The sequence below is a fragment of the Cellulomonas sp. KU4C genome, assembly GCF_056868065.1.
In genome coordinates this window covers 3484017-3508620 of the sequence record NZ_CP200322.1, presented here as the reverse complement: position 1 = coordinate 3508620, position 24604 = coordinate 3484017, and the positions used below count along the sequence as shown (strand labels likewise).

Genomic DNA, 24604 nt, shown 5'->3' with positions numbered 1-24604 from the left:
CGCCGCAGAAATGTTCAACCCCCAGAGTCACATTCCTCACCGGGGTCCGGCGCCCCGGTGGTCAGCCCCTCGAACCGCGGAGGTCCTCCATGTCAGTCGTGCGTGTCGCGTTCACCCAGGCCACCTGGACGGGCGACAAGGAGTCGATGATCCAGCTGCACGAGGACTGGACCCGGAAGGCCGCCGCCGAGGGCGCGCAGGTCATCGGGTTCCAGGAGCTGTTCTACGGCCCGTACTTCGGCATCACGCAGGACACGAAGTACTACGAGTACGCCGAGACCGTGCCCGGCCCGACCACCGACCGGTTCTCGGCGCTGGCCAAGGAGCTCGGCATCGTGATCGTGCTGCCGATCTACGAGGAGGACCAGCCGGGCGTGCTCTACAACACCGCGGCGGTCATCGACGCGGACGGCACCCTGCTCGGCACGTACCGCAAGCACCACATCCCGCACCTGCCGAAGTTCTGGGAGAAGTTCTACTTCCGTCCCGGCAACCAGGGGTACCCGGTGTTCGAGACCGCGGTCGGGAAGATCGGCGTGAACATCTGCTACGACCGGCACTTCCCGGAGGGCTGGCGGGTGCTCGCGCTGAACGGCGCGGAGATCGTGTTCAACCCGAACGCCACGGCCCCGGGCATCTCGAACAAGCTGTGGGAGGTCGAGCAGCCGGCGGCGGCCATCGCGAACGGCTACTACGTCATCGCGAACAACCGCGTCGGGCTCGAGGACAACGAGTACGGCGACGAGGCGGTGAACTTCTACGGCTCGTCCTACGCGGTCGGACCGGACGGCAACTACGTCGGCGAGGTCGGCTCGACGTCCGAGAACCAGCTGCTGATCCGCGACCTCGACCTGGACGTCATCCGCACGACCCGCGAGCGCTGGCAGTTCTTCCGCGACCGCCGCCCGGACGCCTACGGGCCCATCGTGGCGCCGTGAGCGGGGGGCGACCGTTGAAGACCCTCATCACCGGCGGCACCGTCGTCAACGCCACCGGGCGCGGCGCGGCGGACGTGCTGATCGACGGCGAGACCATCGTCGCCCTGCTCCAGCCCGGGTCGACGGCCCTGGGCGTGGACCTGAGCGCCACGGTCGACCGCGTGATCGACGCGACCGGGAAGTACGTCATCCCGGGCGGCATCGACGCGCACACCCACATGGAGATGCCGTTCGGCGGCACGTTCGCCTCGGACACGTTCGAGTCGGGGACGACCGCGGCGGCGTGGGGCGGGACGACGACGATCGTCGACTTCGTGGTGCAGTACCCGCACGAGAACCCGGTCGACCAGTTCGCGCTGTGGCAGGCGAAGGCCGCGGGGCAGTGCGCCGTCGACTACGCGTTCCACCAGATCCTGTCGGACGTGCAGGACTCGTCGCTGCACGCGATGGACGAGCTGATCGCCGAGGGCGTCACCAGCTTCAAGCTGTTCATGGCCTACAAGGGCGTGTTCCTGTCGGACGACGGGCAGATCCTGCGGGCCATGCAGAAGGCGTCCGACAACGGCGCGATGATCATGATGCACGCGGAGAACGGGTCGGTCATCGACACCCTCGTGCAGCAGCACGTCGCCCGCGGCGAGACCTCCCCGTACTACCACGGCGTCTCCCGCCCGTGGCAGGCGGAGGAGGAGGCCACCCACCGCGCGATCATGCTCGCCGACCTGACGGGTGCGCCGCTGTACATCGTGCACGTGTCCGCGAAGCAGGCGGCCGAGCAGATCGCCCAGGCGCGCGACCGCGGCCAGAACGTGTTCGGCGAGACCTGCCCGCAGTACCTGTACCTGTCGCTCGAGGACCACCTCGGGGCCACCGGGCAGGAGTGGGGCGAGTTCGAGGGCGCGAAGTACGTGTGCTCGACGCCGCTGCGGTCCAAGCACGAGGGCCACCAGCACCAGATGTGGAACAGCCTGCGCACGAACGACCTGCAGCTGGTGTCGACCGACCACTGCCCGTTCTGCATGAAGGACCAGAAGGAGATGGGCGTCGGGGACTTCTCGAAGATCCCCAACGGCATCGGCTCCGTCGAGCACCGGATGGACCTGCTGTACCAGGGCGTCGTCACCGGCGAGATCAGCCTGGAGCGCTGGGTGGAGATCTGCTGCACCACGCCCGCGCGGATGTTCGGCATGTACGGCAAGAAGGGCGTGCTCGCGCCCGGCGCCGACGCGGACGTCGTCATCTACGACCCGGACGGGCACACGTCGATCGGCGTCGGGAAGACCCACCACATGCGGATGGACTACTCCGCCTGGGAGGGCTTCGAGGTCGACGGCCACGTCGACACGGTGCTGTCCCGCGGCTCGGTGGTCGTCGACGGCGGCGCGTTCCACGGCCGCGCCGGCCACGGGCAGTACGTCAAGCGCGGCCTGTCGCAGTACCTCATCTGACACCCGCCCCCGAGACCGAGAGGAGACCCGGCATGGAGTTCGGCGTCGTCATGCAGAACGACCCGCCCGCGTCGCGCGTGGTCGACCTGGCCCGCCAGGCGGAGACCCACGGGTTCGACTACGTGTGGACCTTCGACTCGCACCTGCTCTGGCAGGAGCCGTTCGTCGTGTTCTCGCAGATCCTGGCCGCGACCCGCAAGGTCAAGGTCGGCCCGATGGTGACCAACCCGGCCACCCGGGACTGGACCGTGCTCGCCTCGTCGTTCGCGACGCTCAACGAGATGTACGGCAACCGCACGGTCTGCGGCATCGGCCGCGGGGACTCCGCGGTGCGGACCCTGGCCGGCAAGCCGTCCAACCTCGCGACGCTGCGCGAGTCGATCCACGTCATCCGCGAGCTGGCGAACTCCCGGGCGGTCGAGCTGAACGGCCGCACCGTGCAGTTCCCGTGGTCGAAGGGCTCGGAGCTGGAGATGTGGGTCGCCGCGTACGGCCCGCTGGCCCTGAAGCTGACCGGCGAGGTCGGCGACGGGTTCATCCTGCAGTGCGCCGACCCCGACGTCGCGTCCTGGATGATCCGCACCGTGCGGGACGCCGCCGAGGCCGCCGGACGGGACCCGGACGCCGTGAAGTTCTGCGTCGCCGCCCCGATGTACGTCGGGGACGGCGACTCCCCGGCGGCGCGGGCGCACATGCGCGAGCAGTGCCGCTGGTTCGGCGGCATGGTCGGCAACCACGTCGCCGACATCGTCGCCAAGTACGGCCAGGGGTCGCAGGTGCCCAAGGCGCTGACCGACTACATCGCCGGCCGGCAGGGCTACGACTACAACGAGCACGGCCGCGCGGGGAACTCGCACACCCAGTTCGTCCCGGACGAGATCGTCGAGCGGTTCTGCCTGCTCGGCAGCCCTCGCGAGCACGTCGAGAAGCTCGAGGCCCTGCGCGACCTCGGCGTCACCCAGTTCGCCGGGTACCTCCAGCACGACAACAAGGAGGAGACCCTGCGGCTGTACGGCGAGCGGATCATCCCGGCGATGGCCGAGCACGTCGTGGCCACCGCATGACGTCCGCCCGGGTGCTGCGGGTGCTGCGCCCGGCGGGCCTCGGCCTCGCGGCCCTCGTCCTGCTCGCCGCCCTGTGGGAGCTCGTGAAGGCGGTCGTCCCCGACGACGGCTGGAGCGTCGGGGAGCTGCGGCTGCTGCCGCGGACGACCGACCTGGCGATGCCGCACGTCTGGGAGATGGTCGCCCGGCTCGGCGACCCGCTGACCGCGCAGCCCAACGCGGACCCGCTGTGGCTCGCCGTGCTGCGGGCCGGTGGCACCAGCCTGCGGATCGCCGCCGTGTCCTGGGTGATCGGGGTGGTGGTCGGGTTCGTGCTGGCGCTGCTGATGAGCCGGTTCCGGGTCGCGGAGTCCGCGGTGCTGCCGCTCGTCGTCCTCAGCCAGACCGTCCCGCTGATCGCGCTCGCCCCGCTGGTCAAGGGCTGGGGCAGCAAGCTGGAGCTCGGCTTCACCTGGGAGCCCTGGATGTCGGTGGCGGTGATCGCGTCGTACCTGGCGTTCTTCCCCGTCGCCGTGGGCGCGCTGCGCGGCCTGCAGTCGCCCGACACCCTGCACCGCGAGCTGTTCGACGGCTACGCGGCGTCCTGGACCCAGACCCTCATCCACCTGCGGCTGCCGGCCAGCGTGCCGCACCTGCTGCCCGCCCTCCGCCTGGCGGCCACGAGCGCCGTGCTCGGTGTCGTCGTCGCGGAGGTCTCGACCGGGATGCCCGGAGGTATCGGACGCATGATCCTCGAGTTCGCCAACTTCGCCAGCAGCGACCCCGCCAAGCCGTGGGCGCCGATCTTCGGTGCCGTGCTGCTGGGCCTGGTCGCCTCCGGGGCCGTCGCCCTGCTGGGCACCGGCCTGCGCCGGTACCGCCGCGCGGAGGTGACCGCTTGAGCACCCCGGCGCCCTCGACGACGGCGGCGGCCGTCCAGGTCACCGGCGTCGGCCGGGTGTTCGGCGCCGGCGAGCGGGCCGTCACCGCGCTGGAGTCCGTGGACCTCACGGTCGGCGCCGGCGAGTTCGTCTCGCTGATCGGCCCCTCCGGGTGCGGCAAGTCCACGCTGCTGCGGCTGGTCGCAGACCTGGACCGGCCCACCAGCGGCACGATCGACGTCTTCGGCCGGTCCGCCGAGCAGGCGCGGCTCGGCCACGACTACGGCATCGCGTTCCAGCAGGCCGGGCTGCTGCCCTGGCGCACCGTCCGCGGCAACATCGAGCTGCCGCTGTCCCTGCACGGCGTCGGGCGCGCGGGCCGTCGGCAGCGCGCCGACGAGATGCTCGCCCTCGTCGGCCTGACCGACTTCGCCGACCACTACCCGGACCAGCTCTCGGGGGGCATGCAGCAGCGCGTCGCCATCGCCCGGGCGCTCGCGGAGCGGCCCAGCTTGCTGCTGATGGACGAGCCGTTCGGCGCGCTCGACGAGATGACCCGGGAGCGGCTGCAGTCCGAGCTGGTGCGGATCTGCGCGGAGACGCAGGCGGCGGTCGTGTTCGTCACGCACTCCATCCCCGAGGCGGTGTTCCTGTCCGACCGCGTCGTGGTGATGTCCGCCCGGCCCGGGCGGATCGCGGGGATCGTCGACGTCGGCCTCGGCCGGTCGGGGGAGCGCGGCGACGGGCTGCGCGAGGACGAGGCGTACTTCGGTGCGGTGACCGCCGTCCGCGAGGCCCTGCACGGCGGGTCGGGCGCGGTCCCGGCCCGCGGGGTGGAGACGCGGTGACCGGGCGCTTCGCCCGGGTCGGGCACCGGGCGGCGCCGGTCGTCCTGCTCCTCGCGCTCCTCGCGGCGTGGCAGGCGGTCGTGACGCTCGGCGACGTGCCGGCGTTCCTGCTGCCGAGCCCGGTCGACATCGTCCGCGAGCTCGTCGCGTTCGCGCCCACCATCGCGTCGGCCGCGCTGGTCACCGGGACGAACGCCCTGGTCGGTCTGGTGGTGGGGGCCGTGGTCGCCATCGCCGCGGCGGTGCTGGCCTCGGCCGCGCGGGTCGTCGACGCGCTGCTGTCGCCGGTGGTCGCGGGGCTCGCGGTGGTGCCGATCGTGGCGCTCGCCCCGGTGCTCTACACGATGTACGGCGCGTCGGTGGAGACGGGGCGGCAGATCGTCGTCGCGATCGCCGTCGCCGTGCCGGTCTTCGTCACGACCCTCCGGGGGCTGCGCCAGGTCCGCCCCGTGCACCGCGACCTGATGCGGGCGTACGCCGCGACACCCCGCCAGGCGGTCCGGGCCGTCACGATCCCGACCGCGCTGCCGTTCGTGTTCACCGGTCTGCGGCTCGCGTCCTCGCTCGCGGTCATCTCCGCGATCGTCGCCGAGTACTTCGGCGGGCCGCGCTCCGGCATCGGGTCGTTCATCACCACGGCCGCGGCGGGCAGCAACTACGCCCGCGCGTGGGCGTACGTCCTCGGTGGCGTGGTCGTCGGGCTCGTGTTCTACGGCGCGACCCTCGCCCTCGAGCGACGCGGCAGCCGCGGGGCCCGGCCGACCTGAGCCGGCCCCACCAGACGTCCCGCGGCGGGGGTCCCGCGGGTCGACCCACCCCACCTGCCGACGGCGCCAGGCGGGCACGCACGTGCAGCGCACCACCCGGAAGCAGGACGGAAGGGGACGACATGAGGAACAGCAGGCGCACCCGGATCGGCATCGGCACGCTCGGGCTCGTCGCGGCGCTCGCGCTCGCGGGCTGCGGCGGCTCCGACGACACGGCCGCGGGGGACGAGACCAGCGCGGCGGGCTCCGACGGGCTCACCCCCGTCAAGCTGCAGCTGCAGTGGCTCACCCAGGCGCAGTTCTCCGGCTACTACGCCGCCCTGGACCAGGGGTTCTACGAGGACGCGGGCCTGGACGTCGAGATCATCCCGTCCGGCGGCGACATCGTCCCGCAGGACGCGCTCGCGAACGGCGAGGTCGACTACGCGATCGCGTGGGTGCCCAAGGTGCTCGGCTCCATCGAGCAGGGCGCCGACATCACGAACGTCGCGCAGATCTTCGAGCGGTCCGCCACGCTGCAGGTGTCGTTCGCGGACGCCGGCATCGACTCCGTCGCGGACCTCGAGGGCAAGTCGATCGGCTCCTGGGGCTACGGCAACGAGTGGAGCTGTTCGCGGGCCTGAACAAGGCGGGCGTCGAGGACTTCAGCATCGTCCAGCAGGCGTTCGACATGAACGCGTTCCTCGCGGGGGACATCGACGCCGCCCAGGCGATGACCTACAACGAGTACGCCCAGCTGCTCGAGACCGAGAACCCCGAGACCGGCGAGCTCTACCAGCCCGAGGACTTCTCGGTCATCGACTGGAACGACGAGGGCACGGCCATGCTCCAGGACGCCATCTGGGCGGACGCCGGCCGGCTCGCCGACGACCCGGAGTACGCCGAGACCACCGTCGCGTTCATCAAGGCGTCCCTGCAGGGCTGGATCTACGCCCGGGACAACGCGCAGGAGGCCGCGGACATCGTCACGGCCGCCGGCTCGACGCTCGGCACCAGCCACCAGCTGTGGATGACGAACGAGGTCAACAAGCTCATCTGGCCGTCCACCAGCGGCGGCATCGGGACGATCGACGACGCCGCGTGGGACGCCACCGTCGAGATGGCCAAGGCCACGTCCAACGAGACCGGCGCGACGATCATCACGGCCGACCCGCCGGAGACGGCCTACACCAACGAGTACGTGCAGCAGGCGCTGGACGAGCTCACGGCCGAGGGCGTCGACGTCGAGGGTGCGGACTTCGCGCCCCTCACCGTCGAGCTCCAGCCCGGCGGGAACTGACCCACCGACCGCCCGGGCCGGGGGTGCCGCCACCCCCGGCCCGGGCCGCCCGCACCTCGCACCCGCACCTCGCCCACCGGAAGGCCTGCCCATGACCCTCGACGCCGACGGCGCGCTCGCCCTCGAGCTCGACCGCGCCCACGTGTTCCACTCCTGGTCCGCCCAGGGGGCGCTCGCGCCGCTCGTCGTGCGCGACGCCGCGGGGTGCGAGGTGACGCTCGGCGACGGGCGGACCCTGCTCGACTTCAGCAGCCAGCTCGTCAACACCAACATCGGCCACCAGCACCCCCGGGTCACCGCGGCCATCGCCGCGCAGGCCTCGACGCTGACGACGGTGGCCCCCCAGCACGCGGTCCTGCCCCGCGGCCGCGCGGCCGAGGCGATCCTGCGGCACGCGCCCGCCGGGTTCTCGAAGGTGTTCTTCACCAACGGCGGCGCCGACGCCAACGAGAACGCGATCCGGATGGCGCGCCTCGTCACGGGCCGGGACAAGGTGCTGTCGTTCTACCGCTCGTACCACGGCAACACCGGCGCGGCCGTCGTCGCGACCGGCGACTGGCGCCGTGTGCCCAACGAGTACGCCCGCGGTCACGTGCACGTGTTCGGCCCCTACCTGTACCGCTCCGAGTTCTGGGCGACGACGCCCGAGCAGGAGTGCGAGCGCGCGCTGCACCACCTCGAGCGGGTGCTGGTCGCCGAGGGCGCGTCCTCGGTCGCCGCGATCCTGGTCGAGACCGTCGTCGGCACCGGCGGCGTGCTGGTGCCGCCCCCGGGGTACCTCGCCGGGCTGCGCGCCATCGCGGACCGGTACGGCGTCCTGCTGGTCCTCGACGAGGTGATGGCCGGGTTCGGCCGCACCGGCTCCTGGTTCGCGCTCGACCAGCACGACGTCGTGCCCGACCTCATCACCTTCGCCAAGGGCGTGAACTCCGGCTACGTCCCCGCCGGCGGCGTGCTGATCTCCGACGCGGTCGCCGCGCACTTCGACGACCGGGTGTTCCCCGGCGGGCTCACGTACTCCGGGCACCCGCTCGCGATGGCCGCCGTCGTCGCCACGATCGAGGCGATGGAGGACGAGAAGATCGTCGAGAACGCCGCGCGCGTCGGCGCCGACGTCCTCGGCCCCGGGCTCGCGGCGCTCGCGGACGCCCACCCGTCGGTCGGCGAGGTGCGGGGGACCGGCGTGTTCTGGGCGCTCGAGCTCGTCACCGACCGGGAGGCCCGCACCCCCGTCCCCGCCGCCGGGATGGCCGCGGTGAAGTCCGGGCTGCTCGACCGCGGGCTGCTGCCGTTCGTGCAGGACAACCGGATCCACGTCGTGCCGCCGTGCGTCGTCACCGACGCGCAGGTCGCGACGGCGCTCGCCGCGTACGACGCGGTGCTCACGGACCTCGACGCCACCCTCTGACCCCGCGTCCCCGACCACCCCGACGACCCGCGCCCCCGACGCCCCCGGCCCCCGACCGGTCGTAGGGTCGACCCAGGCCACCACCCGACGTCCGGAAGGACCCCCGCATGTCCGAGACCCCCGCCAGCACGCCCACCACGCCCCGCGCCGTCGTCACCGGCGCGTCCAGCGGGATCGGCGCCGCGACGGTCCGCCGGCTGCGCGCCGAGGGCTGGGACGTGGTCGCCGTCGCGCGCCGCGCGGACCGCCTCGAGGCGCTGGCCGCCGAGACCGGTGCGGAGGCGTTCGCCGCCGACCTCACCGTCGACGACGACGTCGCCCGCCTGGTCGCGCACGTCGAGGCCACCGGCGGGCTGACGTCGCTGGTCAACAACGCGGGCGGCGCGCTCGGGCTCGACCGGGTCGAGGACGCCGACGTCGACGGCTGGCGGCGGATGTACGAGCTCAACGTGCTCGGCACGCTGCGGATCACGAAGGCGCTGCTCCCGGCGCTGAAGGCCAGCGGCCGCGGGGACGTCCTGGTCGTCACGTCGACCGCGTCGATCGCCCCCTACGAGGGCGGCGCCGGGTACACCGGCGTCAAGCACGCCGAGCGGATGCTCACCACGACCCTGCGCCTGGAGCTGATCGGCGAGCCCGTCCGGGTGATCGACATCGCCCCCGGCAACGTCGCGACCGAGGAGTTCTCGCTGGTCCGGTTCGGCGGGGACGCGGCCCGCGCGGCGACGATCTACGAGGGCTACGAGCCGCTGGTCGCCGACGACGTCGCGGACGTCATCGCGTTCGCCCTGACCCGCCCGCACCACGTCAACATCGACACCCTGGTGGTCCGCCCCCGCGCGCAGGTCAGCAACACCCAGATCGCCCGCCGCCCCTGACCCCGGCGGGCTGCCGCAGCCCACCGAGGGCGCACTCGACACCGCGAGGGCGTACGCCGTGGAGTACGCCCTCGCGGTGTCGCGTACGCCCTCGCGGGGTCAGCCCAGCGCGAGCAGGGGGGTGCCGTCGTCCTGGGGGAGGGGGCCGTCGACCGTGGCAGTCACCTGGAGGGTGCGCAGGGTGACCTCGCCGCGGTAGGTGGACAGGAACGCCGTGTCGGTCGCGTCCCGGCCGGTCGCGATCCGCAGCAGCGACGGCCGCGGGGCCAGCCGGGTCGCGTCCACGACGTGCCAGCCGCCCTCGACGTGCGCCTCGACCACCGCGTGGAAGTCCATCGGCGTCAGCCCCGGCGCGTACACCGCGGCCAGCCGGGCGGGCACGTCGCGGGCCCGGAGCAGCGCGATCACCAGGTGCGCGAAGTCGCGGCACACCCCGCGCCGCTTCAGCAGGGTGTCGGTGGCGCCGTCGGTCGGCAGGCTCGACCCCGACAGGTAGCCGACGTGGCCGTGCACCCAGTCGACGACCGCGTCGACCAGCGCCCGGTCCCGCAGCCCGCGGAACTGGTCGCCCGCGAACGCCAGCAGCCTGTCCGAGTCCGCGTACCGGCTGGGCCGCAGGTACTCGACGACGTCGACCTCCTCGACCACGGGCGCGGAGTCCCGGCCGGTGACCACGGCGCGGTAGCCGACCTCGACCTGGCCGGGGTCGCAGTCGAACCGGTGCAGCCGGGTCCCGTGCGGCCCCGCGATCTCCCGGACCGCGACCGGTGCGCCGTCGCGGGTGACCGACAACGTCTCGGTGACGTCGTACGCGCCCCGCGCGACCGTGACGGCCAGGACCAGGTCGGCGCGGGCGTGGACCTGCATCGACAGGTGCGAGGTGACGGTACGCAGCACGGAGGTGGGGCTCCTCGGACGGGGGAGGGCCGCGACGCCGCGGCGCCCGCGCGGAGCCGGGCGAGCACAGTGTCCTCCCCGGCGCGCGCGGGCGCCAGATCCGGTCGCGGTCAGCTCGCCGCGGTGACCGACCCCTCCAGCTCGTCCGCCCGGCGGATGTGCCGGCCGACCCACGGGGACAGCGCCGCGAGCGCCAGCGCGAACAGCAGCGCGACGCCGCCGATCCCGCCGAAGTACAGCGTGTCGGAGGTGCCCTCGGTGGCCTTGATGAGCTGGGCGGTGATCGCCTGCCCGGCGGCGGGCGCGAGGAACCACACCGCCATCGCCTGCGTCCGGAACGCCCGCGGCGCGAGCAGCGTCGTCGCCGCGAGGCCCACGGGGGACAGGCACAGCTCGCCGAGCGTCTGGATCACGTAGACCACCACGAGCACCCACGCCGGTGCCTTGCCGTCGCCGATCGCCGCCGAGGCGGCCGACATCACCAGGAACGACACGGCCGCGAGCCCGAGGCCCAGGGCGAACTTCGACGCCGTCGCGGGTCGGTCCTGGGTCCTCGCCCAGATCCACGCGAACACCGGGGCCAGGATGATGATCGACAGCGGGTTGACCGACTGGAAGAACTCCGGGCTGATCGTCGCGCCGAACAGGTCGAGCTCCGTGCGGTTCGCGGCGAACGCGGCGAGGGTCGTGGCGGCCTGCTCGAAGATCATCCAGAACAGCATCGCCGCGACGAACAGCGGGATGTACGCGATCACGCGCGGCCGCTCGGCGTCGGTGACCTTCGGAGAGCGGTACATCGCGACGAAGTACGCCACCGGCGCGAGGAACGCCAGGTACGACATCGTGTCGATGAACGTGTCGAGGTTGAACCCGCCGGAGACCACGGCCGCGATCCCGCCGACGACCACGACCGCGCCGAGGATGATCGCCAGCCCACGCAGCAGGGCGGGGCGCTCCTCGGGGCGGATCGGGTTCGGTGCGGACCCGCCGGCCGACCCCAGGTACTTCCCGCCGGCGACGAAGAACACCAGCGCGATCGCCATGCCGACCGCCGCGACCAGGAAGCCCGCGTGGTACCCGCCCCACGCCCGGGCCGCCCCGACCAGGAACGGCGCGGTGAACGAGCCGATGTTGATGCCCATGTAGAAGATCGAGAACGCGGAGTCGCGCCGGGAGTCGTCCCGGGCGTACAGCTCGCCGACCATGCTCGACACGTTCGGCTTCAGCAGGCCGGTGCCGAGCGCCACGAGCGCGATGCCCAGGTACGAGGTCGGCGCCGACGGCAGCGCCAGCGCCACGTGCCCCGCCGCGATGATGATGCCGCCGTACAGCGTCGAGCGCCGCGAGCCGATCACCCGGTCGGCGAGCCAGCCGCCCACGACCGACAGCAGGTACACGCTGGTGCCGTAGATCGACACGAGCGCCAGGCCGGTGCGGTCGGCGATCCCGAGGCCGCCGTCCGCGACGGCGTCCGTCAGGTAGTACAGGAGGATGGCGCGCATCCCGTAGTAGCTGAACCGCTCCCACAGCTCGGTGGTGAACAGCGTCATCAGCCCGCGGGGGTGGCCGAAGAACGCGCGGTCGCCGGCGAGCTCGCCCGCGGGACGTGCCGCTGCGTCGGGGGCGCTCATCGCGGGAGCCCGGTCTGCGGGCGGGCGGCGGACGCCGCGCTGGCGGTGGTGGTGGTCATGTCGTTCTCCTGCACTCGAGAGGCCGAGCGCGCCGCCCCGCAGCACCGCGGTCCGGTCCCGGGGGCTCGCGCAGAGCGGCGGGACCCGTCGTCCAGCATGTCGCCGCCGCTCGCAGCGCTGCAAGGCGAACGTCCCACCCGCGGGCCCGCTGAGTGGGCAAGGGCGGTGGGCGTGCGAGGGTGGGCCAGGTGGGGCTTGAACCCACGACCGACGGATTATGAGTCCGCTGCTCTGACCGGCTGAGCTACTGGCCCTCGTCGCGGTCAGGGTACCGGCCGGGCCGGTGCGCGGCGGCTACCGTGGGGCCTCGTGCCGCTCTTCTCCCGCCGCCACGCCCTGCCCGACGCCGACCGCCGCGCGCTGGACCTCCCGCCCGACGACCGGGTGCTGGCCGCCGCGCGCGTCCCGGGGGGCCGGTGGGTGGCGGCGTCGCGCCGGGCGCTGCACCTCGTCGACGGGGACCGCGTGGTCCGGCACCCGTGGACCGACGTCGACCGGGCGTCGTTCACGCCCGAGCCCGCGGCGATCACCGTGCACTGGGTGTCGGGGCAGACCCAGGAGGTGCCGCTCGAGGCCCCGGTGCCGGTCGCCTTCGCGCAGGCGTTCCGCGAGCGGGTGCAGTCGTCGGTCGTGCACGTCGAGACCGTCACGCTGCCTGGTGGGGCGACGGTCCGGGTCGCGCTGCGCCGCGGCGAGGACGGCGACCTGTTCACGCAGGTGACCGGCCCCGCGACCGTCGACCTCGCTGACCCGGGGGTGGTCGCGCTGCTCGACGAGGCCGAGGCGCGGGTCCGGTCCGCGGCCGGGTTGCGTCCCTGACGGCGGGCGTCCCCTCGCGCAGCGACGGGCCGCGGTGGAGGTGGCCGGAGCACCCCCGACGGGCTGCTAGAGTTTTCCCCGCACGATCCCTCGTAGCTCAATTGGCAGAGCATCCGACTGTTAATCGGACGGTTACTGGTTCGAGTCCAGTCGAGGGAGCACCCAGACCCCTCAGCGGCAACCGGCCGCTGAGGGGTCTTCTGCGTCCGCGCGCGATCTCCGCAGCGCCATCTCCGCGGCGCCGTCTCCAGCGCGGCGCCCTGACCAGCAGAGACACCGTAGGTGCGGCGGCGGCCACCTACTTCGCCTCGCGAGTCCACGGAACTGGGCCGCACCGAGCACCCAGGTGCCTCGTGACGTCCCGTCCCGGCGGGGACGGTGGACGGGTCCGGCGTCCCCCTGTCCCGGCGTCGAGGTCCGGGTGGCCCGACGCGGTGGGTGGCGCTCACCTGCGAACACGAGGAGTACGTCATGTCCACATCTGCGACCGGCCGCCAGCGCGTGCGGGGAGTGGGTCGTGCGCTCGTCGCGGCCGGCCTCGCCGTGTCGATGCTGACCGGGCTCGCCGGGACGGCGACCGCGACGCCCCCGCCGCCCCTGACCATCTGGGAGGAGTACGGACTGATGCCGGACGGCAGCCGCATCCTCGACCTCAAGAAGCTGCACTCGTCGCACGACGAGAAGTACTCGTCGAGCGGCCGCCAGTGGACCCGGTTCAAGCGGGACATCTCGTGGTCCGAGCAGCGGAAGGCGGTCCAGGTGAAGATCGAGCCGCACTCGTTCGAGTACAAGTACGGCTGGTTCTGGTGGGACAACACCTACCGGGCGGAGGTGTCGACGACCGCGACGCTCACGGGCCCGAACGGGTACTCCAAGTCGTACCGGCTCTTCCGGGTCACCAACGGGACCAGCGCGGCGCTGATGCACGCCTGGGTCCCCTTCGGTGACGCGGGCAAGGGCTACTACTGCATCGAGACCGTGGGCACGGTGAAGGGCATCGGCGGATCGTCGGAGACGATCACGAACCGGCGATCGACCTGCTTCCACCGCTGAGCCGTCGTCGGCACCTCCGCTGCCCGCGGGGGTGCCGACGGGTCGCGGCGGTGAGCTCCGGGAGAGTCAGGAGCGCGCCTCCAGCACGACTCGCAGCGCCGCCCGGGGGTCGGCGAGCAGCTCCGTGACGTGCGCCGCGACGTCGTGGACCAGGTCGTCCGCCGCCCTGGTGTCGAGCCCGTGGGCGAGGTCGAGGCGCTCGACGGCGGTGCGCACCCACGCGGCCGCGCCGCCGGCGTCCCGCGGGGCGGGCCCGCCGCGCAGCGCGTCGAGCGTCGCGGCGTCGTCGGCGGGCGTGAACCCCGGGACGGCTGCCGCGCCCGACTGGACGACCAGCACCGCGGCCAGCGAGAACGCCGTGAGCGGTGCGGCCGCGCCGGCCCGGGTGCGGTCGACGCGCACGGGCAGGTTCCGGGTGCGCCACTTCGCCACGGCGTTCAGGGCGATGTCCGCGAGCCGGTGGTGCAGGTAGGGGTTCGTGAACCGCTCCAGGATGCCCGCCGCGAACGTGTCGAGATCCGCCCGGTCGCCCGGGATCGTCGGCAGCACCTCGTCGGCCACCAGCCGGTCGACGTAGCGGCGGACGTCGGGGTCGGCGAACGCCTCGCGCACGCTGGTGTGCCCGAGCAGCAGTCCGACGGCGCTGAGCGCGGTGTGCGTGCCGTTGAGGACGCGCACCTTCTGCTCCCGGAACGCGCGGATGTCGGGCATGAACCGCACGTCCAGCCCGGCGCGGTCCAGCGGCAGGAGGTCGCGCACGCGGGGGTCCGCGCCGATCGCCCAGACGTGGAAGTACTCGCCCTTGACGACGAGCCGGTCCGCGAACCCGATCTCGGCCTGGACGGCGTCGATGTCGTCCCGCGGGTAGCCGGGCACGATCCGGTCGACCAGGGTGTCGGCGAAGCTGCACGACTCCCGCACCCATGTCCGGAACCCCTCGTCCAGCCCGGCGGCCGCCGCGTGCCGCAGCACCAGCTCGCGCAGGGTGGACCCGTTGTCCTCGATGAGCTCGCACGCGAGGAACGCGAGCCCCCGGTCGGGGTCGCCGTCGAAGTGCCGGTACCGGTCGTGCAGCAGCGCGGCGACCTTCGCGGGGAACGACGCCGGGGGCGTGGCGGCCAGGTCGTCGCCCGGCACCCAGACGATGCCGGCCTCGGTGGTGTTGGACACGACGACCCGCAGGTCCGGGCTCAGGTACAGCTCCCGGTAGCGGTCGAACTCGCCGTGGGCGGCGACGACCTCCTGCACGCAGTCGACCCGGGTGATCTCCCGGACCGGCTCGCCGGCGCGCACGCCCTCGAGCAGGACGTGGAACAGCCCGTCCTGCTCGCGCAGCAGGTCGAGGGCGGCGTCGGGCGTCGCGGTGGCGTGCACGACGGCCACCCCGGTGTCGGTCACGCCGGCGGTGTTCGCGACCTGGATCATCCAGTCGACGAACCCGCGCAGGAAGTTGCCGCCGCCGAACTGCAGGACGGTGACGGGGCGGGCGGTGCGGGGGACGGTGGTGCTGTCGAGCGGGCGCATGGTGCTCCTGGGGGGTCGGGCCGGGGCGGGGGTCGGCTGCGGGCTCACGTGACGGTCCCGAGCTGCCACGGCACGAACTCGTCCTGGCCGAGTCCCAGCTCCTCGCTGGCGGTGCGCTCGCCGGACGCCACCGCGATGATCCGGTCGAGGATCTCCTCGCCGACCTCGGTGACGCTCGCGAGGCCGTCGACGATCCGGCCGCAGTCGAGGTCCATGTCGTCGCGCATCCGGGTGTACATCTCGGTGTTCGTCGCGAGCTTGATCGTCGGTGCGGGCCGGCTGCCGAGCACCGAGCCGCGGCCGGTGGTGAAGCACACGACGGTCGCGCCGCCCGCGACCAGACCGGTCACCGACACCGGGTCGTACCCGGGGGTGTCCATGAAGCCCATCCCGCGCGTGGTGATCGGGTCGGCGTACTGGTACACGGCCGACAGGTCCGCCTGCCCGGCCTTCGCCACGGCGCCCAGCGACTTCTCCAGGATCGTCGTCAGCCCGCCGGCCTTGTTGCCGGGCGACGGGTTGTTGTCGAGGCTGCCCCCGCCGTCGGCGGCGTACCGCTGCCACCAGTCGATCCGCTCGAGCAGGGCGCGCGCGACGTCCGGCGACACCGCGCGCCGGGTGAGCAGGTGCTCGGCGCCGTAGATCTCCGGGGTCTCCGCCAGCACCGAGGTGCCGCCCGCCGCGACCAGCAGGTCGGAGGCGTGGCCGAGCGCCGGGTTGGCGGTGATGCCGGAGTAGCCGTCGGAGCCCCCGCAGTTCAGGCCGAGCACCAGCTCGGAGATCGGCGCGGGTTCACGGCGGCGGGCGTCGAGCGCGGGCAGCATCCGCTCGACGGCGGCGACCCCCGCGGCGACCGACGCCCGGATGCCGCCCTGCTCCTGGATCGTGAGCGACTCCACGAGCGTGTCCGACGCCACGGGCAGGGAGTCGAGGATCGACTGGACCTGCACCATCTCGCAGCCGAGCCCGAGCACCAGCAGCCCGGCGACGTTCGGGTGCGCGGCGTACCCGTGCAGGGTGCGCTGGAGCACGCCGCCGCCGGTGGACGCGGGGATCATGCCGCAGCCGCTCTGGTGCGTGAGGGCGACGACGCCGTCGACGTGCGGGTACTGCGCGAGCAGCGGCTCGACGGCGGCGGCGATCATCCGGGCGGTCGCCGCCGAGCAGTTCACCGAGGTCAGGACCGCGACGTAGTTCCGGGTCCCGACCCGGCCGTCGGCGCGCCGGTACCCGAGGAAGGTGCGCGGCGGGCCGGACGGGACGGGGAGCTCGGTGTGCACGCCGCCGAGCTCGTGGGAGTCGGCGCCGGTGTCCATGCCGAGGTTCTGCACGTGCACGTGCGCGCCGGCGGCGATCGGGGCGGTCGCGCGGCCGATCGACTGGCCGTACTTGTGCACCTGGCCGCCTGCGGGCACGTCCCGCACCGCGAGCTTGTGGCCGCGCGGCACGTCGTCGAGGATCTCGAGGTCGCCGTCGGGGGAGGTCAGGCGCGTCCCGGCGGGCAGGTCGCGGGTGGCGACGACGACCTCGTCCGCGGGGGCCAGCCGCAGCGTGACGCGGTCCAGCGGGGTGCCGTCCAGGGGGGTGCCGTCCAGCGGGGTCGTGCTGGTCATGGGGGTCTCCTTGCTCATCGGGGCGTCCCGGGCTCGTCGGCGACCGCGCGGCCGGCCTCGCGGTCGCGGGTCTCGGCGACCAGCTCGGTGATCCGGGCGTCGGTCAGCGGGTACAGGAAGAACAGGACGGCGCCCGCGATCGTCAGGGCGAGGCAGGGGTAGAGGGTCTGCAGGCCCTTGATGCCCTGGAGGATCCCGTCGGCCTGGTCGGCGAGCTCGGGGCGCTCGGTGAACTTCGGCACGTAGCCGATCAGCGACAGGCCGAAGCCCGCGGCGCCGCCCGCGACCGCCTGGGCGATCTTCCGCGAGAAGTTGAACATCGAGTAGGTGATGCCCTCGCGGCGGACGCCGGTGCGCCAGTGGCCGTAGTCGATCGCGTCGGACACGAGCGCCCAGGTGATGCCGTTCGGCAGCGCGACGCCCACGAACGACAGGCTGTAGAGGATCGTGAACGTCACGGTGTTCGTCGGCAGCAGGAAGTTCAGGCCGTCGGCGACCGCGGCCAGGGCGAACCCGGCGATGGCGACGTTCCGCTTGCCGAACTTCGCGACCAGGAACGGGATCGTGAGGATCGCGAGGATCGAGGACCCGATGCCGAAGAAGTTCACGACCGCGAGCAGGTCCTGGTTGTGCAGGTTGTAGTCCGTGAAGTACACGATCATCGCGGGCTTGATGTTGTACGCGGAGATCGAGAACACGGTCATGAGGACCAGCACCAGCAGCGCGCGGTTCCGGCCGATCGTGGTGGCGAACGTCCGCGGCGTGATCTTCTCGGTGCTGCGGGCGACAGGCACGACCTCCTTCGTGCCGCGGAACGTCGCGAAGAACCCGAGGACGCCGACGACGGACATCGCTGCGGCCGCCGCGGCGAACCCGACCCGGTCGCTGCCGAACGCGTGCACGATCGGCATGAACGCGACGCCGGTGATGAGCAGCGCCGTGACGGAGCCGGCCTGACGGAACGACGCGAGCTGCGCGCGCTGCGCCGGGTTCTGCGTCATCACCGAGGCCAGCGAGCCGTACGGCACGTTGGTGAACGAGTACAGGACGCCCCAGGCCATGTACGACAGGTACGCGTACACGAGGTTGACGCCGTGCGTCCCGCCGGGGGTGAGGAACGTGACGACGGTCAGGATGCCGAGGGCGATCGAGGCGTACATCATCACGGGCTTGAACCGCCCGTGCCGTCCGCCGCCGGGACGACGGTCGACGAAGATCCCGGCGACCGGGTCCATGAACGCGTCGAAGATCTTCGTGAACACGAAGACCCCGGCAGCGGCGGCCGGGTTCAGCCCGGCGACGTCGGTGTAGAACTTCAGCAGGTACGCCTGCCCCAGGTCGAACATGAAGCCGTTGCCCATGTCGCCCAGGCCGTAGGCGACCTTCGCGCGGAGCGGGAGCTTGTCGTGCAGGGCCGTCAGGAGGCCGCGGGGCGTGGTCGCCTCGGGTGCCGTGGTCATCGTCGTCCTCGGTTCGGGTGTCAGGTGGTGGGGATCAGCCGCGGCGCGCGTACGCGAGCCGGGGCAGGTGGTAGGCGAGGTCGACCGCGGTCTCGACGGCCTCGTCGACCCGCAGCCGGTGCTCCAGCACCAGGCGGGCCAGGAACCCGGCGTCGACCCGGCGCGACAGGTCGTGACGCGCGGGGATCGACGCGTAGGCGCGGGTGTCGTCGACGAAGCCGGACATGTTCGCGAAGCCGGCCGTCTCCGTCGCGGTCTCGCGGAACCGGCGCATGCCCTCGGGGGAGTCGAGGAACCACCACGGCGCGCCGAGTCGGAGCGACGGGTACGCGCCGGCCAGCGGGGCGAAGCTCGCGGGAGTAGACGGTCTCGTCGACGGTGAACAGCACCGCCCGGAACCGCGGGTCCGTGCCGTACGCCTGCAGCAGCGGGCGCAGGGCGCGGGTGTACTCGGTCGCGACGGGGATGTCGAAGCCCTTGTCCTGCCCGTGCGCGGCGAGCACGGCGTCGTGGTGGTCGCGCAGCACGCCGGGGTGGATCTGCATGACGAGGCCGTCCTCGCAGGCCATGCCGGCCATCTGGAACAGCATGTGCGCGGCGAATGCGTGCACCCGCTCCGGCGTCACCGAGGCCGGGTCGGCCAGCGCCTCGGCGTAGATCCGCGCGGCGACGGCGTCGTCCAGCGGCGTGGTGTCCGCCGAGAGGTGGCCGTGGTCGCTCGCGAGGGCGCCGGCCGCCACGAACGCCTGCCGGCGCTGCCGGAGCGCGGCGAGGTAGCCCGCGTAGGAACCGGTGTCGATGCCCGACACCTGCGCGAGCTCGGCGACGTCCGCGGCCCAGGTCGGGCGGTCCAGGTGCACGACGGCGTCGGGTCGGAAGGTGGGGACCACGCGGTCCCCGAGGCCCTCGGCGGCGAGCTGCGCGTGGTGCTCCAGGGTGCTGGTCGCGGCGTCCGTCGTCGCGAGCAGCTCGATGCCGAACGTGTCCAGCAGCGCGCGGGGCCGGAAGCCCGGCTCGGCGATCCGCGCCGCGATCGTGTCGAACACCGCGTCCGCGGTGGCGGCGCTCGGCTCGACGTCGACGCCGAACACCTCGACGAGCTCGTGCTCCAGCCAGAACCGGGACGGCGTGCCGCGGTACAGGTGCCAGCTCGCGCAGAACCGGCGGAAGATCGCGCGCGAGTCCTGCTCGACCGGGCCGCCGTCGACGCGGGGGATGCCGAGGTCCGCCGGGGCGACCCCCTGGGACACCATCATCCGGGTCACGTAGTGGTCGGGCACGACCAGCAGCTGCGCGGGGTCGGCGAACGCCTCGTCGCGGGCGAACGCCTCGACCTCGACGTGGCCGTGCATGCAGATCAGGGGGAGCCGCGCGGTCTCGGCGTAGATCTCGCGGGCGACCTCGCGCTGGCGGGGGTCGGCCGGCAGGGCCCGGTCGGGGTGCAGGGCCAGCGGGCGCGGGTCGGTCGTGCGCCGGTCCGTCGTGCGGGGGGCGGTCGCGCGGGGGGCGGTCGTCGGGGGAGCGGTCATGGCCACGGGGCGTCCTCGATCCAGGGGTGACGTGCTGTCGGTCGGTGCGCGGGGTGACGGGGTGCGTCGCGCTGCACACGTTTGCATCGTGGCGTGACGCAGGTCTCATCGCGCGGGACCTAGGTCCGAATCGGCCGCTTCTCATGCGTGAACGCGCAGGTCAGGGGTCTGCACACGTATGCAGATCCGGTGGCGCCCTAGCATGGGAGGTCCGTGCCGGGAGTCGGCCGGCTCGGGGCAGGAGGACAGGTGGCAGCGACGATCCGCGAGGTCGCCGACCGGGCCGGGGTGTCGCCGTCGACCGTGTCCCGCGCGTTCACCCGGCCGGAGATGGTCGACACCGCGACCCGCGACCGCGTGCTCGACGTCGCGGGCCGGCTCGGGTACCAGCCGAGCGCGTCGGCGCGGTCCCTGCGGACCGGACGGACCGGCGCGATCGGCGTCCTGGTACCCGACCTCGCGAACCCGTTCTTCCCCGAGCTGGTGCGCGGGGCCCAGCGCCGGGCGCGCGAGCTCGGCCACCCCGTCCTGCTGGCCGACAGCGGCGAGGACCCGGACGCCGAGCTCGGGCTGGTGCGCACCCTCGCGCAGAACGTCGACGGGCTCGTGCTCTGCTCGCCGCGCATGTCGGACGCCGCGCTCGCCGAGGCCGCGCGCCTGCGCCCCGTCGTGCTGGTCAACCGCGCCGCTCCGGGGTCGCCCGCGGCGACGGTGCCGCCCGTCCTCATCGACAACGCCGGCGGGATCGAGCAGGCCCTGCGGCACCTGCGGGCCCTCGGGCACCACCGTGTCGGGTTCGTCGCCGCCACGCAGACCAGCCGGTCCCACGCGCAGCGGCTCGACGCGTTCCGCACCCGCACCCCTGCGCACGGACTCGCCGGGATCGTGCTCGGGCCCTACCCGCCGACGGTGGAGGGCGGCGCCGCGGCCGGGGACGACGTGCTGCTCGCCGACGTCACCGCGGTCGTCGTCGCCAACGACGTCATGGCCGCGGGGCTCGTGGCGCGGCTGTCCCGGCTCGGGCTCGCGCTGCCCGAGCGGCTCAGCATCGTCGGGTTCGACGACATCGCCATCTCCGCCCTGCTGACGCCGGCGCTCACCACGGTGCGGATCCCGCTCGACCGCGCGGGGGTCGTCGCGGTCGAGCGGCTGCACGGTCACCTCGCGGGTGGTGGGGTCGACGGCGCCCGCGCGGCGGACCCGGGGCCCCCGGCGCCGTTGCCGACCGAGCTCGTCGTGCGGGCCAGCACGGCCTCGGTGCCCGGCGACCCCCGGGAGTAGCGTCGGGGGCGGCGCCACGGTGCCGCCGCGCAGGTGGCGGTGCCCCGGGGCCAGCGGTACCGGACGTGGACCTCGCCGACGCAGCACCGGACATCGGAGCACCTCGTGGAACCGACGACCCCCTCCTGCCCGCACCCCGGCACTCCTGGCACTCCCCGCACTCCTGGCGTCCGCGAGCGCGCGGCCGCGCGGGCGCCGGCCACGCGTGTGGCCGCGCCGCCGCCGTCGCGGCCGTCCTCGGTGTCGTCGCGCTGCTCGCCGGCTGCGCGGGTGATGACGGTGCGTCGCCCGGCGCGTCGGCCGGCACCTCGTCCGGGAACGCCGCGGGCGCCACGCCCACCCCGACCGGGCTCGAGCCGGTCGCCGGCTCCACCGCGCCCGGCCTGCCCGACGGCGCCGGGCCCGCACCGGCCGACGCCGCCGCGGGCGCCGGGCGCGCGACCGACGAGGGGCTGCTCCACGTGGTCACGTTCGGGTCGAGCACGTGCCCGGCGGTGCCCGACGGCACCGCCGAGGCCGACGGGCCCGCCGCCGTGACCGTGACGTTCCCGGAGCCGGGCGACGGGCCGTGCACCGCCGACCTCGTCCCGACGACCACGGTGGTCGCCCTGCCCGACGGGACGGACCCGACCAGCGACCTGGTCGTGACGATCGGCACGAACGGCCAGGTCACGCTGCCCGCCGGGTCCACCGACCTCGTCTGGGTGCTCCCCGCGGGCTGACACGCCGGCGGTCGTCCACAGGGGTGGAGACGGGGCTCGGCAGACGAGGCACCGAGCCGTACAGTCGGGAGCTCAGCCGCGCTCACCTGTCCCCGACCTCGGAGCACTCCCGATGAGCGCACCCGCCGCCGCTGCACCCGCCCCTGCCCCCGAACCCCGAGGAGTCCCCGCCGCCGGAGCCGGCCACGCCCCGGCCCCCGCCCCTGACCCCGATCCCCCGAGACGTCGCCGACGCGTCGTGGTCGCCGCGCTCACCGCCGCGGTCCTCGTGCTCACCGGCGGTGGGGCGGTCCTCCACGCCCGCTGGGACGCCCGCGCCGAGCAGGACCTGGCGACCGCCACGGCGGACCTCGCCGACGCGACGCGCCGGTGGCGTTCGGCGCGGACGGACGCGCAGGACGCGCTCGCGTCGTCCGCGCTGCGGGTGGCCGACGACGCCGTCCGGCGCGAGCTCGCGCAGCTGCTGACGGGTGTCCCCGCGCTGGGCGTGAACCCCGACGCACCCCGTGCCCACCGCACCGCCGAGGCCCGTCGGCTCGCGGCCGAGGCGGTCCGGCGCGCCGACCGGCTGGCCGTCGCGACCGGGGCCGTGCGCACCGCACGGGCGGCTTGGGAGCTCGAGCGCGCGGCGACCGGGCACGCCGCCGCACGCGACGAGCTCCGGCTCGCGGTCGACGACGCCGGCGCCGTGCTGGCGGCATCGGCGGGCCGGGTCGAGGACGACACCGTCCGTCTCGCACTCGCGGCGGCCGTCGACGCGGCGGTGCTCGTCCGGGACGAGCCCGTTCCGACCGACACGGCCGGGCTCGATTCCGCCACCGAGCGCGTCCGTCAGCACGTGCTCGCGCTGGACGTCACGCGGCGTGCAGTCGGCGAGGCGGAAGCCGCCTGGCAGTCGGAGCAGGACCGGCAGGCAGCCGAGGCCGCGGCGCACGCGCAGGCGCGGACCCGGGGGGCGACCGGCGCGTCCGCGGGCGGCTCACGGTCGTCGTCGGCGGCCCCGGAGCCGAGCACCGGGGGAGCCACGCGGTCCGGCGGCACAGGCGGCTCCGGTGCGGGGTCCGGCGGTGCGTCCGGTGGCGGTTCCGGGGCCGCGGGCTGGGCTTCAGGCGGTCCGGTGCCCGAGGGCCACCGGGTCGAGGTCGAGACCCAGGGCGGCGCGTGGTGCGGCACCTCGCTCGGCGAGGTGTGGGAGTGCTGACGCGCGCGCGCCGCGGGACGGGAGGCGCCGTGCCCTGATCCCCGACCCGCTGCACCTCACGAGTGAGGGGCCCGGTGCTGGCACACCGGACCCCTCGTGCCCGAACGACAGTTCCCTCGAGGAGACCTGACCATGCAAGCACCGCCATCCTGGCACGCCCGCAGGACCCCGTCCGCCCCGATCACCGGCGCCCTCGTGGCCGCCGCGGTCACCGTGCTGGCCGTCCTGCCGGCGCCCCCGCCCGCCCACGCCACGCCCGCCGCCGGCATCACCGTCACCCCGGCGGGCTACGGGCCCGTGCGGCTCGGTCCGATCGACGGCCCGACCGGCTCCGAGGAGCACGGGTACTGCCTCCAGGCGCGGGTCACCGCGTCCGGCCCCGCGGACGTCCCCGTCGCCGTGACCACCCTCGACGACCCCGCGCTCGCCGCGGCACTCGCCCGGCACCGGTTCGCCGTGGACGACCTCACCCAGGCTGCGCTCGGCTACGCCGCCCACCAGCGGCACGAGCGGCCCGGCAGCATGGCCGGCGGCGACGTCGCGGCCGTCACGCAGCTGCTCGCCGCCGCGACGCCCGCGGCGGTGCGCGACCGGGCCGCCGAGCTGCTCGCCGAGGGGGAGCGCGCCGCCGGTCCCTACCAGGGCGACCCGGGCCTGGTCACCGGCCAGGGTCGCCGCACCGGCGTGATCGAGGGAATCGCGCTGCGGTCCGCCGCCGGGGAGCCCCTCGCGGGGGCGGCGTTCACCGTCACCCTCACCGGCCCGGCGGTGCTCGACGCCTCCGGCACCGCGACCTACTCGGGCACCACCACCGCCGAGCCGCTGCGCCTGACGTGGACCGCGACCGGGCACGGAGCGGTGCAGTACCGGGTGGCCTTCGACGACGTGTGGCGGACCACGCTCACGCTGTTCGACCTCGCGGGCAACCGGCAGGACCAGCTGGCTACGGCAACCGACCGGGGCACGACCCGGAGCAGGTCGTCGTCCCGGGGCCCGAGTTCCCGGTCGTGCACGACTTCCGGCCCCGGGCCACGACCACCGTGCAGGACGTGCGGGTCGGCGACGGCGAGCCGCTCGTCGACCGCCTGGACGTCACCGCAGCCCCCGGCGACCTGTGGGCCGTGCTGGACGGCGTCCCCGTCCCGGTTCCCGTCGGCGTCACCTGGTACGGGCCGTTCGACCGACCGCAGCCGCAGCAGCCGCTGCCGCCGCCCGGCGCTCCCGTCGCGGGCGTCGAGCGGGTCGTGGCGCACGGACCCGGGACGCTGACCACCCCCGGGACGGTGCGGGCGACCGGGAACGGCTTCTACACCGCCGTCGCCAC

Annotated in this window: 21 protein-coding genes, 2 tRNA genes and 1 pseudogene; 17 read left to right on the top strand and 7 right to left on the bottom strand. The window is 74.0% G+C overall.

The window, feature by feature from the left end:
- Positions 1–89 precede the first annotated feature (89 nt).
- The 10 genes from AC1VL8_RS16690 to AC1VL8_RS16645 all read left to right on the top strand — a co-directional run bounded on the left by AC1VL8_RS16690 (position 90) and on the right by AC1VL8_RS16645 (position 9490).
- A complete protein-coding gene (locus AC1VL8_RS16690; RefSeq protein ID WP_147796250.1) occupies positions 90–938 on the top strand; it encodes a nitrilase-related carbon-nitrogen hydrolase in 849 nt (282 codons plus the stop codon).
- A complete protein-coding gene (hydA, locus tag AC1VL8_RS16685) occupies positions 935–2386 on the top strand; it encodes a dihydropyrimidinase (protein WP_483075945.1) in 1452 nt (483 codons plus the stop codon). The genes AC1VL8_RS16690 and hydA overlap by 4 nt, the downstream gene beginning before the upstream one ends.
- A gap of 32 nt (positions 2387–2418) precedes the next feature.
- Positions 2419–3450, top strand: a complete 1032-nt coding sequence (locus tag AC1VL8_RS16680; protein WP_483075944.1) for a TIGR03842 family LLM class F420-dependent oxidoreductase — start codon at positions 2419–2421, stop codon at positions 3448–3450.
- Positions 3447–4331 (top strand): ABC transporter permease, encoded by an 885-nt coding sequence (locus AC1VL8_RS16675; protein WP_483075943.1) that lies wholly within the window; start codon positions 3447–3449, stop codon positions 4329–4331. Before AC1VL8_RS16680 ends, AC1VL8_RS16675 begins: the two co-directional genes overlap by 4 nt.
- Entirely contained in the window at positions 4328–5158 is an 831-nt protein-coding gene (locus AC1VL8_RS16670; protein ID WP_483075942.1) for an ABC transporter ATP-binding protein, read from the top strand. Before AC1VL8_RS16675 ends, AC1VL8_RS16670 begins: the two co-directional genes overlap by 4 nt.
- Complete coding sequence (locus tag AC1VL8_RS16665; RefSeq protein WP_483075941.1) at positions 5155–5925, top strand: ABC transporter permease; 771 nt, start codon at positions 5155–5157, stop codon at positions 5923–5925. The genes AC1VL8_RS16670 and AC1VL8_RS16665 overlap by 4 nt, the downstream gene beginning before the upstream one ends.
- Before the next feature lie 122 nt (positions 5926–6047).
- Complete coding sequence (locus AC1VL8_RS16660) at positions 6048–6548, top strand: ABC transporter substrate-binding protein (protein ID WP_483075940.1); 501 nt, start codon at positions 6048–6050, stop codon at positions 6546–6548.
- Complete coding sequence (locus AC1VL8_RS16655; RefSeq protein ID WP_483075939.1) at positions 6527–7204, top strand: ABC transporter substrate-binding protein; 678 nt, start codon at positions 6527–6529, stop codon at positions 7202–7204. Before AC1VL8_RS16660 ends, AC1VL8_RS16655 begins: the two co-directional genes overlap by 22 nt.
- A gap of 91 nt (positions 7205–7295) precedes the next feature.
- Positions 7296–8612 (top strand): aminotransferase class III-fold pyridoxal phosphate-dependent enzyme, encoded by a 1317-nt coding sequence (locus AC1VL8_RS16650; protein WP_483075938.1) that lies wholly within the window; start codon positions 7296–7298, stop codon positions 8610–8612.
- Between the two features lie 107 nt (positions 8613–8719).
- Complete coding sequence (locus tag AC1VL8_RS16645; protein WP_483075937.1) at positions 8720–9490, top strand: SDR family oxidoreductase; 771 nt, start codon at positions 8720–8722, stop codon at positions 9488–9490.
- Between the two features lie 99 nt (positions 9491–9589).
- On the opposite strand, the gene AC1VL8_RS16640 is transcribed toward AC1VL8_RS16645, so the two are convergent.
- From AC1VL8_RS16640 to AC1VL8_RS16630, 3 genes are all read right to left on the bottom strand, one after another.
- On the bottom strand, positions 9590–10387 hold the full coding sequence (locus AC1VL8_RS16640; RefSeq protein WP_483075936.1) for a transglutaminase-like domain-containing protein: 798 nt from the start codon (positions 10385–10387) through the stop codon (positions 9590–9592).
- Positions 10388–10497: 110 nt separating this feature from the next.
- Positions 10498–12018: a peptide MFS transporter gene (locus tag AC1VL8_RS16635; protein ID WP_389230252.1), complete on the bottom strand. Its 1521-nt coding sequence runs from the start codon at positions 12016–12018 to the stop codon at positions 10498–10500.
- A gap of 240 nt (positions 12019–12258) precedes the next feature.
- Positions 12259–12332: transfer RNA gene (locus AC1VL8_RS16630), tRNA-Ile, on the bottom strand.
- A 55-nt stretch (positions 12333–12387) separates the two neighbouring features.
- On the opposite strand from AC1VL8_RS16630, the gene AC1VL8_RS16625 reads away from it, so the two are divergent.
- The 3 genes from AC1VL8_RS16625 (at position 12388) to AC1VL8_RS16615 (ending at position 13950) form a co-directional block, all read left to right on the top strand.
- Positions 12388–12897 carry a hypothetical protein gene (locus AC1VL8_RS16625; RefSeq protein WP_483075935.1) on the top strand — a complete coding sequence of 170 codons (510 nt, stop codon included), beginning with the start codon at positions 12388–12390 and terminating at the stop codon, positions 12895–12897.
- 86 nt (positions 12898–12983) lie between these two features.
- Positions 12984–13056, top strand: a tRNA-Asn gene (locus AC1VL8_RS16620).
- Positions 13057–13368: 312 nt separating this feature from the next.
- Positions 13369–13950, top strand: coding sequence for a hypothetical protein (locus tag AC1VL8_RS16615; protein WP_483075934.1), 582 nt, complete (start codon positions 13369–13371; stop codon positions 13948–13950).
- A gap of 66 nt (positions 13951–14016) precedes the next feature.
- Here AC1VL8_RS16615 and AC1VL8_RS16610 read toward each other — a convergent pair whose 3' ends face one another.
- From AC1VL8_RS16610 to uxaC, 4 genes and pseudogenes are all read right to left on the bottom strand, one after another.
- Complete coding sequence (locus AC1VL8_RS16610; RefSeq protein WP_483075933.1) at positions 14017–15474, bottom strand: tagaturonate reductase; 1458 nt, start codon at positions 15472–15474, stop codon at positions 14017–14019.
- A gap of 44 nt (positions 15475–15518) precedes the next feature.
- A complete protein-coding gene (locus AC1VL8_RS16605; protein ID WP_483075932.1) occupies positions 15519–17087 on the bottom strand; it encodes a UxaA family hydrolase in 1569 nt (522 codons plus the stop codon).
- Between the two features lie 14 nt (positions 17088–17101).
- The gene (locus AC1VL8_RS16600) at positions 17102–18547 is read right to left on the bottom strand and encodes a glycoside-pentoside-hexuronide (GPH):cation symporter (RefSeq protein WP_483075931.1); all 1446 of its coding nucleotides are present in this window, start codon (positions 18545–18547) and stop codon (positions 17102–17104) included.
- Positions 18548–18581: 34 nt separating this feature from the next.
- Positions 18582–19998 (bottom strand): annotated as a pseudogene (uxaC, locus tag AC1VL8_RS16595) (glucuronate isomerase).
- A gap of 327 nt (positions 19999–20325) precedes the next feature.
- On the opposite strand from uxaC, the gene AC1VL8_RS16590 reads away from it, so the two are divergent.
- From AC1VL8_RS16590 to AC1VL8_RS16575, 4 genes are all read left to right on the top strand, one after another.
- Complete coding sequence (locus tag AC1VL8_RS16590; protein WP_483075930.1) at positions 20326–21357, top strand: LacI family DNA-binding transcriptional regulator; 1032 nt, start codon at positions 20326–20328, stop codon at positions 21355–21357.
- Positions 21358–21422: 65 nt separating this feature from the next.
- Positions 21423–22079 carry a hypothetical protein gene (locus tag AC1VL8_RS16585; protein ID WP_483075929.1) on the top strand — a complete coding sequence of 219 codons (657 nt, stop codon included), beginning with the start codon at positions 21423–21425 and terminating at the stop codon, positions 22077–22079.
- A gap of 112 nt (positions 22080–22191) precedes the next feature.
- Positions 22192–23280 carry a hypothetical protein gene (locus AC1VL8_RS16580; RefSeq protein ID WP_483075928.1) on the top strand — a complete coding sequence of 363 codons (1089 nt, stop codon included), beginning with the start codon at positions 22192–22194 and terminating at the stop codon, positions 23278–23280.
- 132 nt (positions 23281–23412) lie between these two features.
- Positions 23413–24549: a hypothetical protein gene (locus AC1VL8_RS16575; protein ID WP_483075927.1), complete on the top strand. Its 1137-nt coding sequence runs from the start codon at positions 23413–23415 to the stop codon at positions 24547–24549.
- The last annotated feature ends 55 nt before the right edge of the window (positions 24550–24604 follow it).